The sequence below is a fragment of the Mesorhizobium sp. M7D.F.Ca.US.004.01.2.1 genome (assembly GCF_003997785.1).
Classification (GTDB): domain Bacteria; phylum Pseudomonadota; class Alphaproteobacteria; order Rhizobiales; family Rhizobiaceae; genus Mesorhizobium; species Mesorhizobium loti.
Window position 1 is genome coordinate 1 of record NZ_RZRQ01000209.1, and the last position, 10775, is coordinate 10775.

Sequence of the window (10775 nt, forward strand, 5' to 3'; positions counted from 1 at the left end):
ACGCAGCGGTGTGAGACGGGCATTCTTGTGGATGTTCATTCGGACCCTCCGATGGATGCTGAAGCGTGGTAACTCCAGTCTCCTCGGTCCGGTCCGAATGGACAACCTCTCGAAAGCTCACACCTAGAACTCCTCTTGAAAGCGTATCTAGCTTCAAAGGGCGTGTCGAAACGCGGTCTCCGGCTCGGCTTCGGTCACAAGATCGAGGACATTTACGAAGCCGCAGTGGCCCTAGGAATGCCGCCGATTGGGAACGTGAAGATGATTGCCAACAACCTTGACCTGATGAATTCTCAGCAAGATTTTAGGTACCCGTCGGGGTACAAGCTGAATGTCCCGCCGCCGAGCTTCTGCCGAGAAACGTATAACGCTCTCCACACAGCGATCGAGCCGAGGATCCCCACCGAGGTACTGAAAGCCAACCTCAAATTTCATTGGGATTTTCGGGGGAAGACTGTCATTTGGAAGGACGAATAGCCCGAGGATGATCTTCCCCATCTACGTTGGCGTTCTTATGGCGCTGCTGTCAGCATCCGCCATTGGCGGTGGCGGCAAGGCGATCTTGTTGGGATGGCCGCCTCGCTGACAATGGCCGGGATGGGCACTCGCCGGCTGGCTAGGTTCTTAGCAGGCCATAGCCGGCTGTCTGGTGGAGATCGTCTTTCAGGGCTTTGATCGTCTGTGAAAGGTCGCGAACCTTGTCCATCAGCGTCTGAATGGTCGCCCCGATGGGCTGGATCTTAACGCCTCAATCGTCGCGAGAAGCTCAAGGTAGACGTGGTTCAATTGAACTTTCTCCCTTCGAGAGCTCTCAATGGTGATCGACATGTGCGACCAGGCTCGATCAATTGCCTGTTCGCTTATCCTTCATCGACAAGCGGACGCGTGCCGCCACCTCCCTTCCGTCACGCGAAGGACCCAGCCGGCGAGACCAGACGGCGTGCGTGGCGCAATCTTCTATGTGACGAGCGGCGAGATCGCGTGTGTCCCGCCGTGATGGGATCATCTATTCGTCGAGCGCGGCGCTGGCGCCATCATCGTCGATATCTGCAAACCCTGGGATGATCCAGCAGCTTCTCCTTCGACAGCAGCCCGGCGTCCTCGAGCGCCTCGAAATCCGGCAGCTGGCGCAGCGTGTCGAGCCCGAACTGCGACAGAAAAGTTTTGGTCGTCACATAGGTGTAGGGCGCGCCCGGCTGCGGGCTGCGCGGCCCCGAGGCGACCAGCTGCTCAGCGCGCAGCACGCCGATCAGGTCACGTGACACCTCCTTGCCGAAAAAGCTCGACAGCTCGCCACGGGTGATCGGCTGGAAATAGGCAATGCACATCAAGACAAGCGCCTCCGCCTGCGACAGTTCTTTTGCTCCCTCGCCCGCTGCCGTGCCGAAGGCTGCGTGAATGGCGTCGCCAAAAACCTTTTTGGTCCGGTGCTGCCAGCCGCCGGCGACCGCGACCAGCTCGTAAGGGCGGCCGGCGAGTTCGGCGCGAATGTCGTCGATGATCAGCTCGATATTGCAGTTTTTTCCCACCACCCGCGCGAGGACACTACGTGTCACCGGTTCATTTGCCGCAAAGATCACCGCTTCGACGCGGGCCATCCATTCGCACCAGCGCAGCTCCGGCGGCAGATGTTCCAGTTCGGTGTCGAGCAGCGCCGGCTGATCGTTTGGCTTGCGGCGGGCGGACGCTTCGCTCATCGCTACAGCCCGAACAGCCGGAATGTGGGGCGGCCGGAGAGCTCGCGCACGACCTCCAGTTGCTGCAGCCGTTCGAACAGCCGTCGCGATGCAAAGCGCGACAGATTGTCCGTCGTCAGCGATCCGGACACGGCGTCTTCACTGAGCAGCAGAAAGATTACGTCGCCGGCGCCTTTGGCGCGCAGTTTCGGCGCCACCGCCAGGAGTTTTTCGGCCCGGCGCGACAGCTCGGCGGCCAACCGACAAGCGTCCGCGGCGGCCGCGCCGAGCGCGATGCAAACCGCCCGCTCAAAATTCTTGTCCCCGGGCCGGATGCGCCGGCCACCGCCGGCCTCGGTGCGGAAAGATGGTCCAAAACCCTGCGCCATTAGGAGCGGCAGGGGCTGCGGCCAGCCCAGGCGTTGCGCCAGTACCAGGTCGGCGAGCCACCAGCCAAAGACTTCGGCATCGGGACGCATGGCGACGACCTCAGCGGCGATCGCCGCGGCGTCGAATGGCGCCGACCGCTGGGATACCCCGAGTTTTTCGATCTGCGTGCAAAGGTCGGCGAGCGCGGCGCCGTCCCAATGGAGGCCAAGCTGGTCGAGTATCTTCCCGAGCCGGCCGGGCGTAGCGGCGGGCGGCTGCCTGGCCAACTGCCGCCAGGCGCCAAAGACGGCGCCTGCGGGACCGGGGTCAGCACGTAGGGGACGCAAATGCCAGGCATCGCGCAAGGCGGCCGCATCCTCGGCGCGGCCGGCGAGCCGCATGCTGGAGGCGGCGCAGCGAACCGCCAGCCGCTGCCGCCAAGCGCCGGCCCAGGCTGCCTGCGCGCGGGCGAGCGTGTCGAGGGCACCCAGGGCGGCGCCGGCCCGGAAGGCGGCGTCGCCGTCACTCGGCGCGCCGGCGCTTGTGATCGCCCACGCGGGAACGGAGGGCGGCGCAGAGGAGCTGGCGGTCGCGGGATCGAGGCGAATCATAATTTGGAGAGTAAAGTGCCGGTGCGCTTTTCGCCATGATTTTCGTGCCAAAACGCACAGCCTGTCGGATCAGCACAACGACTGATAGTGTTGCATTATCAATCTCTTCACGAGTTCGTCCCTGCTAAGCCATTTGGCCAACAAGTAAGTCTCGACAGGGCACCTTTTTGCGCAGCCGGACGAAACTCCGTTCGGAAATGTGCCGGCTCGCGGCGTAGGAGCCTGCTCAGGTTCAGATGTCATGAAGGCATCTAACGCCCGATCTGCCGCGCAACTTCGGTCCCATATTCATTGCCGACGGGGTATCTGAGGGCGACGTTTTTTGCGGGTTTTTCCTGGTCGGCTTTGGAGGTGATGCTGGCGCCGATTGTCACAGGCTACTTCACTATCTGTTCCTTGACCGATGAGATCTTTTGCGCTGCGGCGCTCCCGTCTTTGCTGTGGGTCACCTTCTGACCCAAGCCCCAACGTACACACGCGGGAGTGTCCTACAAGCCATCGGTTTCGACAGATCGGATGGATTGGGCAGGCGAGCCCAAAAGCTGCGAGCTTAGAGCGGTTATAAATCGTAGTTGTAGCTGTGTAACAAACTGTGTAACAAAAAGCGCGAAAAGACTAGTATTTTCAGTATCATAGAGGTGAAAGGGAATCCCTCCCTCTCCGCCATATTTCCTGTCTGATAGATTGATTTTGTAAGATTTTTTAACGCCCACCTCTTCCTTCCCAATGCGTTTCCCAGGAAGCCGCAACCGAAGGAGATTTGGATTATGCACCGCTTTTCTGACCAGACTGTTGGCACACTCGCGTCCGTTCCCGGCATAGGCGCTACCCTGCCGGCTTGGAGCGTATTGCTTGCCGGCGACCGCCGCCGCCGCGGCAAGCACGCTGCCCAGTTTGGCGCGTATATTAGCAATCAACGATATATTAACGGCTATAATGCAACCTTTCAGTGTCGGGACGGGAACCGAACCCCGATCGACGTTCCAGCGCCCCTCTGTGCCGGGACGTTCGACCGATGCGGAGCAAAACGCATGAGAGTCGAAACAGCACTGGCACAGCTGCTGCGGATGATTCACCGTCGCGCCCTGAAATTAGCGACGTTGCCAGACGATGAAAGAGATCCGCACTACGATCTCATCCGCCTGTCATGTTGCGGAGCCGCTGAGCTGATTGGGCAAAGTCCGGACAGGGCAGCTGTCACGGCAAACAGCATGGTTGAATTTACTCGCGCAATGGTCGGGATCATTGAGACAAGCCGCGGATTAAATGCAGGACGAAGCGACCAATGGGCGCGAGCGACAGTTCTACAGTTTGGCAGCCTGGGCGATCGCAGTAGGCGTGGTCGCTGATCGCTTTATCGCACGTACCTGCCAATGGCTGGCTGATAGCTGAATAAAAACCTCGCCGCTCCATTTGCGAAGCGGCGAGGGCCCCATCGCCCCATGCCGGATCCCATGGTCCCAACACCCGGCATTGCTGACATTGCAATTGTGATGCCAGCGGCAAATGACCCATTGTGGGACAGGTTAACCGGCGCCTTGGCTAACGTCCCGCACCAGAGCCTCACCAACGCGCGTTGTGGCGGACTGCGAGCGCCGATGACGACGTCATAGGCGCCGCGAGTAAAACACACCACGGGCATGCATCCTCTGCCCCCTAGCTTGCAGCAGGCGATGCAAACCGCGCCAATAGCCTGGTGCAGGCGGTCGATTCTTCAATCCGAACAGTAACAACACGCACATCGAAAGCGACGGACCGCGAATAACCGGCGTCGTTCAACGCTATCGGGGAATAACCGTGGCGCGCCTGTCACCCCACAGGCCGGCATTATCGTGAATGTCGGTACCAACGACCAACATCCCTGCGACCTTCGAACCCAAACCGATAGCTCGGGTAGGCCTTGTGGCGAGCGAGCTGCTGAGGCGAAGCCGGGTGGTCGTACCGGCCACAAGACGGACTATCCATGAACTCAAAGGTAAGGCTTGGCCCAGGCCGCTAAGTCTGTCGCAAATTCCCCCGTGTTCAGACTGCTCCACCCGACTGGTGCGCCGCGATTGCATCCAGAAAAACCTGGCCGAACTCCTTGAGCTTGGCAGCACCGACGCCGTTCACTTCGGCAAAGGCGTCGAGGTCGTGCGGGCGGCGTTCGGCCATGTCGATCAGCGTGCGATCGGAGAACACCACATAGGCCGGCACCTGGCGCTCCTTGGCGAGGCGCAGTCTCAGCGCCTTGAGCGCAGCCAGCAGCCCGGTGTCCACATCGGCCTGCCCGAGATCCTGTGCGGAACGCGTCTTGCCGCGCAAGGCGCGGCTGCGCACCTCGACCCGATAATGGAACGGCATCTCGCCACGGCCGAGCGCATGGCCTTTTTCGGCGATGGCGAGGCCGCCATGGCCGGCCGGGTCCGGCATCAGAAACCCGCCGGCGACGAGCTGCCGAATCAGCGACAGCCAGAAATCCTTCTTGTGCGCCAGTCCACTGCCGAAGCTGGCAAGCCTCTGGTGGTTCCTGGCCAGCACCTTCTCGGTTTCATGGCCAAGCAGAATGTCGATGACATGGCCGGCCCCGAAACGTTCGCCGCTTTGCGCGATGGCCGCCAGGATGATCCGCGCCTCCGCCCCGCCATCGGCGCGCGGCGCCTGGTCGAGGCAAGTATCGCAATTGCCGCAAGGCTGCGCTTCCTCGCCGAAATAGCCAAGCAGCACCTGGCGACGGCACTGCGCCGTCTCGCAATAGCCGATCAGCGTGTCGAGCCGGCCATGCGAGCGCCTCTTGTGCTCGGCCGGTGCGTCCTCATCGTCGATGAACATCCGGCGCATGCGGATGTCGCCAAGACCGAACAGCATATGCGCCTCGGCGTCCCGCCCATCGCGGCCGGCACGCCCGATCTCCTGGTAGTAGGCCTCAAGGCTGCCCGGCATGTCGGTGTGGAAGACATAGGCGACATCAGGCTTGTCGATACCCATGCCGAAGGCGATGGTCGCCACCATGACGACACCCGACAAGGTCATGAAGCTGTTCTGGTTGGCGTCACGCGCCTCCTTGCTCATGCCGGCATGATAGGCTAGCGCGGTGACGCCGTTCTTCTCGAGGAACGCCGCCATCTCTTCCGTCTTCTTGCGCGACAGGCAGTAGACGATGCCGCTGCGGCCAGGATGACGCTCGACGAAGCGCAGCAATTGGCGCTTGCTGTCCTGCTTGGCCTCGATGGCAAGCTTGATGTTCGGCCGGTCGAAACCCAGCACCAGGGTCTCAACGCGCTCGGCGAACAGGCGGGCTTCGATGTCGGTGCGCGTGCCTTCGTCTGCCGTCGCCGTCAGCGCGATGATCGGCACGTTGGGGAAGATGCCGCGCAACCGTGACAGATCCTCGTATTCGCGCCGGAACGCCGGCCCCCATTGCGAGATGCAATGCGCCTCGTCGACAGCGATCAGGCTGATGTCGAGCCTGGCCAGCGCGTCGAGCATCCGCTCGGTCATCAGCCGCTCCGGCGCGAGATAGAGCAGGCGCGTCTGGCCCGAAGCGACGCGCCGCCAAGCGGCGATATTGGCATCGCGGTCGATCGAGGAATTGATCGTGTCGGCCGCCACGCCGGCAAGGCGCAAGGCGGCGACCTGATCCTGCATCAGCGCCACCAGCGGCGAAACGACAATGGTGAGCCCGCCCAGGACCAGCGCCGGCACCTGGTAGCAAAGCGATTTGCCCGCCCCCGTCGGCATGACGGCCAGCACATGACGCCCGGCCAGCAGCGCATCCATGACATCGGCCTGGCCGGGGCGAAAATCATCGAAGCCGAACACGTCCTTCAGGACGCGCCGCTTGGGGTCTTGCCCTTCTGTCGTGAGGGCCGCTGCCGGTGCCTGCATCACGGAGCGTCCACAGCCTGCGTTGTTATCGGCATGTCATACCCAAACTCGGCGCAGAAGCGCTGGACGCGGACGAGGAATGCCGGCGACAGGCCGCCGAGATCGGTCCGGAAGTCTTCGCTCCTCTCCCATTTTTTCAACGAAGCCACCCGGATCGGATTGTCCGGATCCTCGCTGAAGCGAATCCGCGGCGTCAGCCCGAACAACTGCGCGATTCGCTGCTGAATGGCATCGGGCGCGCCGATCATGTCTTCGTAGCGAACGAAAAGGATCTGCCTGTGCGGTTGTGCCTTCTTCAGCCGTATCAGCGCATCGTATTCGGCCAGCCAGCGATGCGGCGTGACGTGGAACCGACGCTCGCTGCGTGTTTGCGGATGCGAACTTGTCAGCGTGTCGAATGGATGGCGCACGCAGTAGATCAAGCCGATGGAAGCAGGCAGCTTCGCCAGACGCGCAAAGCTGCGCGCATCGCGCTTGACGACGAGGTTGGATTCCGGCCGGTCCAGCATGTCCAGCATTGTGTATCGCGCTTCGGGCGGATGGACGAAAATGTCCTGGAAACACCTCATCAGCCGCTGTGTCAGTGTCGTCCCGCTGCGCGCACAGCCCGAGATGAAAATTCTGTTGGCCGGCGTCGCGCGTGGGTATGCGCGTTTTTGCATGCGCCTTTTCAGAGACAGCGGCACGAACCGATGAAACTCCCGCATGACCCTTCGCGCGGCCGCACTGAACGCGGCCTCAAGTCTGTGAGCGTCCTTCATCCGCAATTCCGCTGGGCCACCCGGCGCGAAACGCGCCGCTTGGGGTCCATGGCCACGATGCTCGTCGCAGATGCCTGCATCAGGCAGACACCCGGTTGGAATTTCGTGGACTGGAGAGGATGTGGAAACCGGTCAAAACGACTCTCTGCATGGGCACCTTGCCTTAGCGCAGCTGTCATCACGCCACAACAGGAACAGATCGTTCGCAGCCTGCGCCTTCCCCCAGGACACCCGCACCCCGCTGGATTCCTTCACGCACCACGATGTAAGCTCGGCCCAACAAGCCAGGGAGGGCGCGATGCTGCAGACCAGACAGGATGTTCTCGGCGAGCGGTTCCAATTGCAGCGTGCGGCCTTCGGGACACAGCCCTTTCCTGACCTGGGCGTCCGCAAAGACCGCCTGATGCGCCTGCTGGCGCTGACCGAGCGGCACGAAGCAGAGATCTGTGCGGCGATCGACGCCGACTTTGGAGGCCGTTCGGCACACGAGACGCGGCTTGCGGAACTGTTCGTCGTGCGCGCCGGCATCCGCCACGCGCTGGCCCATCTCAAGGGTTGGATGCGGGAGCGTCGCGTAGCCACCACCATGCCGTTCCTGCCGGGTAGAAATCGCCTCGTCCCGCAGCCGCTCGGGGTCGTCGGCATCGTGTCGCCCTGGAATTATCCTTTCCAGCTCGCTGTGGCGCCGGTGACTGCCGCCCTCGCCGCCGGCAATCGGGTGCTCATCAAACCTTCCGAACTGACGCCGGCATTTTCCGAGCTGCTGGCCAAGCTCGTTGCCGAGCATTTCGCGACCGATGAGCTCAGCATCATCACCGGCGACGCCGAGATGGGAAAGGCTTTCGTGTCGATGCCTTTCGATCATCTGCTGTTCACCGGCTCGACATCGGTCGGCCGCCACGTCGCCATCGCGGCGGCCGCCAATCTGACCCCGGTCACGCTCGAGCTCGGCGGCAAGTCGCCGGCAATCTTCGATCCATCATGCGACCTCGACGCGGCGGCAGCCAGCATTGCCTATGGCAAGCTGTTGAATGCCGGGCAGACCTGCATCGCGCCGGATTATCTGCTGGTGCCGAAGGGGCAAGGAGACGCGGTCTCCGCGAAGCTGGCAACGGCGATAGCACGGCTCTACCCGACCTTGCGCGACAACCCCGATTATACCGCCATCATCAGTGACCGGCACCACCAGCGCCTGCGCGACATGATCGCCGAGGCGCGTGATGCCGGCGCCGATGTCACCGAAATCAACCCGGCCGGCGAGGAACTTGGCGCGAGCCGGAAAATGCTGCCGACCCTGGTGCGCAATGCCAGCGCAAACCTGCGGCTGATGCGCGAAGAGATCTTTGGCCCGGTGCTGCCGATCGTCGAATATGCCGGCATCGACGACGCGATCGACCATGTAAACGGGGCGGACCGGCCGCTGGCGCTCTACTGGTTCGGACGCGACAGCGGCAACCGTCAACGCATGCTGCACGAGACCGTCGCCGGCGGCGTCACCATCAACGACTGCATGCTGCATCTGGTGCAGGAGAACCAGCCCTTCGGCGGTGTCGGCGCCAGCGGCATGGGCGCCTATCACGGCGAATGGGGCTTTCGCACCTTCAGCAAGGAGAAGCCGGTTTTCCTGCAGTCGCGGCTGAGCGCCGGCGCCATGTTGCGTCCGCCCTACGGCAAGACGTTCGAGCGGCTCTTCAGCCTGCTCCGGCACATCACCTGACCGGACGTAGCCACCCAGCCATCACGGCGCGTTAAACCTATGTTCACCATCATGCGGCAGGTTTCGCATCCTGCGGTCATGTCTTGAGTACCGCGGCGCCACAAGCGCCCAGGCAACAACCCGCGTCTCTTTTGGGGCGCGGGTTTTCCCTGCTCGATCTCCTACTCTTGGCTAGAGCAATTCAAAGAGAAAGAAAATCGGCCCGGTGCGGCGTAAAGCTGTCGATCAGCCGCCCCGCTTCGAGCGCCTTGACGCCGTGCACCAGACCGGACGGCACGATGAAACTGCCGCCGGCCGCGAGGGTTTCGGTCCGGCCGGCGATGGTCACTTCGAAGCGGCCTAGGGCGAAGCAGATCCTAGGGCGAGACCCGCAAGAGAGCCGGTCCGTTCTCGCCATTTTCCCGGCGTGATCCCGGTGACCCGTTTGAAGGCGCGACTGAATGCAGCCTCGGATTGATATCCCACGCCGGCAGCGATACTTGCGAGACTTTCGTGGCCGAAACGCAGACGCTCCCCAGCCAGCTGGATCCTCCAACTCGTCACGTATTCGATCGGCGGGCGGCCGAGCAGCGCGTTGAACCGCCCTGCAACGATCGTGCGCGATGAGCCAACCTTGTCGGCAATCTGGCCGACGGTCCAGTGGCGTGCCGGATCGGCGTGGAGAAGCTGCAGCGTCCTTGCGACAATCGGATCGTTTAGCGCCGCGAACCAACCCTTTGAGCCAGGTGAAAGCCGGGCGACATGGCGCCTCAGCAGTTCAACGAACAAAAGCTCCATGAGCCTTCCGAGCATCGCCTGTGAACCCGGTGCCGCCGCCTCGACGTGCAAATCGATTTCCTGCACGGTTGAGGCGATCAGGGCGCCAACCTTGTCCTCTGACATCTTCTCGACGATGAGCGCCGGAAGCGTGCGGAACACCGGCGCGAACAGGAATTCTGAAGACTCAAGGAAGCCGCAGACCATGCGCAGTTCGTCACCACCGCCGCCATAATTGACAGTCCACATCCCTTCGATCCGACCAGGCTGAACGATTTCTCCGGCTGCGGCCATCACCAGCGGCTCACCCTTCCAAAACCTGTGGTGGCCGGCGAATGGCAGGAACAACAGATCGCCAGCAGTGACTTCCCGCCGCTCGCCATTTCCGGCCTCAAAAGTACAGTTGCCCGCTACGATGAAATGGAAAATGCTGATGTGGCGCAGATACGCCATGGGGCTGACCGGGTCGTAGTATTTCGGGGCTACAACGCCGAACGGCGCACTAAAGCAGGCGTTCAGAAAGACGGAGCCGGTCAGCCTTACGGCTTTCAGCATTTCCGACAGCAGATCCGGCCCGACGGGAGGCCCGTGGTCCGGCGTACCTGCATGTAAATCCGATGTTTCAATCATTGCTGAACCTGAAGTCTGGCGTCTACACCTCCAGAACGCTGCAGCTCGACAGATTAATCCCGCATCACCCGATGCCCGATCTTATCAACCCTCGAGCTTTGGCAAAAAACACGACCTTTCTGCGACCCAAATGGAGACACCAGGATGTTGAAACTTGCCTGCGCACTTGCACTTCTGCTTGTTGGAACAGCGCCCCTATTTGCTCACGACGCGCCCATAAACGCCGACGAAATCAAGTGGGGGCCCGCTCCTGCTGTCCTTCCAGCTGGCGCCCAGATCGCGGTTGTTGCAGGCGATCCGTCAAAGGACGGCATCTATGTGCTGCGGCTGAAGATGCCCGCGGGCTACAAAATTCCCGCGCACAACCACCCCACTTCGGAATATGTGA

The 10775-nt window shown here is 62.0% G+C and carries 8 protein-coding genes and 1 pseudogene; 2 read left to right on the forward strand and 7 right to left on the reverse strand.

The genetic code is table 11. From position 1 onward, the window contains the following. Positions 1 to 1034 precede the first annotated feature (1034 nt). The 5 genes from EN993_RS23945 to EN993_RS23965 form a co-directional block, all read right to left on the reverse strand. On the reverse strand, positions 1035 to 1697 hold the full coding sequence (locus EN993_RS23945) for an SMC-Scp complex subunit ScpB (RefSeq protein WP_063169436.1): 663 nt from the start codon (positions 1695 to 1697) through the stop codon (positions 1035 to 1037). Between the two features lie 2 nt (positions 1698 to 1699). Continuing rightward, positions 1700 to 2656: a DUF1403 family protein gene (locus EN993_RS23950; protein ID WP_127264995.1), complete on the reverse strand. Its 957-nt coding sequence runs from the start codon at positions 2654 to 2656 to the stop codon at positions 1700 to 1702. A 488-nt stretch (positions 2657 to 3144) separates the two neighbouring features. Next, complete coding sequence (locus EN993_RS23955) at positions 3145 to 3732, reverse strand: hypothetical protein (RefSeq protein ID WP_127264996.1); 588 nt, start codon at positions 3730 to 3732, stop codon at positions 3145 to 3147. 946 nt (positions 3733 to 4678) lie between these two features. Continuing rightward, a complete protein-coding gene (gene recQ, locus EN993_RS23960; protein ID WP_127264997.1) occupies positions 4679 to 6523 on the reverse strand; it encodes a DNA helicase RecQ in 1845 nt (614 codons plus the stop codon). After that, the gene (locus EN993_RS23965) at positions 6523 to 7284 is read right to left on the reverse strand and encodes a sulfotransferase (RefSeq protein ID WP_127265000.1); all 762 of its coding nucleotides are present in this window, start codon (positions 7282 to 7284) and stop codon (positions 6523 to 6525) included. Before EN993_RS23965 ends, recQ begins: the two co-directional genes overlap by 1 nt. A gap of 298 nt (positions 7285 to 7582) precedes the next feature. On the opposite strand from EN993_RS23965, the gene EN993_RS23970 reads away from it, so the two are divergent. Further along, positions 7583 to 9001 carry a coniferyl aldehyde dehydrogenase gene (locus EN993_RS23970; RefSeq protein ID WP_127264998.1) on the forward strand — a complete coding sequence of 473 codons (1419 nt, stop codon included), beginning with the start codon at positions 7583 to 7585 and terminating at the stop codon, positions 8999 to 9001. Positions 9002 to 9182: 181 nt separating this feature from the next. On the opposite strand, the pseudogene EN993_RS23975 reads toward EN993_RS23970, so the two are convergent. Then, positions 9183 to 9341, reverse strand: a pseudogene (locus EN993_RS23975) (cupin); the annotation flags it as partial. Beyond that, complete coding sequence (locus tag EN993_RS23980; protein ID WP_127264999.1) at positions 9341 to 10387, reverse strand: AraC family transcriptional regulator; 1047 nt, start codon at positions 10385 to 10387, stop codon at positions 9341 to 9343. The pseudogene EN993_RS23975 and the gene EN993_RS23980, both read right to left, overlap by 1 nt. A gap of 144 nt (positions 10388 to 10531) precedes the next feature. Between EN993_RS23980 and EN993_RS23985 the strand changes: the two genes are divergently transcribed. Further along, a partial coding sequence (locus EN993_RS23985; RefSeq protein ID WP_206532405.1) for a cupin domain-containing protein occupies positions 10532 to 10775 on the forward strand: 244 nt, incomplete at its 3' end.

Coding starts and splice junctions, on each gene's coding strand:
- EN993_RS23965 (WP_127265000.1), bottom strand. CDS start 7,284: ATGAAGGACGCTCACAGACTTGAGGCCGCGTTCAGTGCGGCCGCGCGA.
- EN993_RS23950 (WP_127264995.1), bottom strand. CDS start 2,656: ATGATTCGCCTCGATCCCGCGACCGCCAGCTCCTCTGCGCCGCCCTCC.
- EN993_RS23970 (WP_127264998.1), top strand. CDS start 7,583: ATGCTGCAGACCAGACAGGATGTTCTCGGCGAGCGGTTCCAATTGCAG.
- EN993_RS23980 (WP_127264999.1), bottom strand. CDS start 10,387: ATGATTGAAACATCGGATTTACATGCAGGTACGCCGGACCACGGGCCT.
- EN993_RS23945 (WP_063169436.1), bottom strand. CDS start 1,697: ATGAGCGAAGCGTCCGCCCGCCGCAAGCCAAACGATCAGCCGGCGCTG.
- recQ (WP_127264997.1), bottom strand. CDS start 6,523: ATGCAGGCACCGGCAGCGGCCCTCACGACAGAAGGGCAAGACCCCAAG.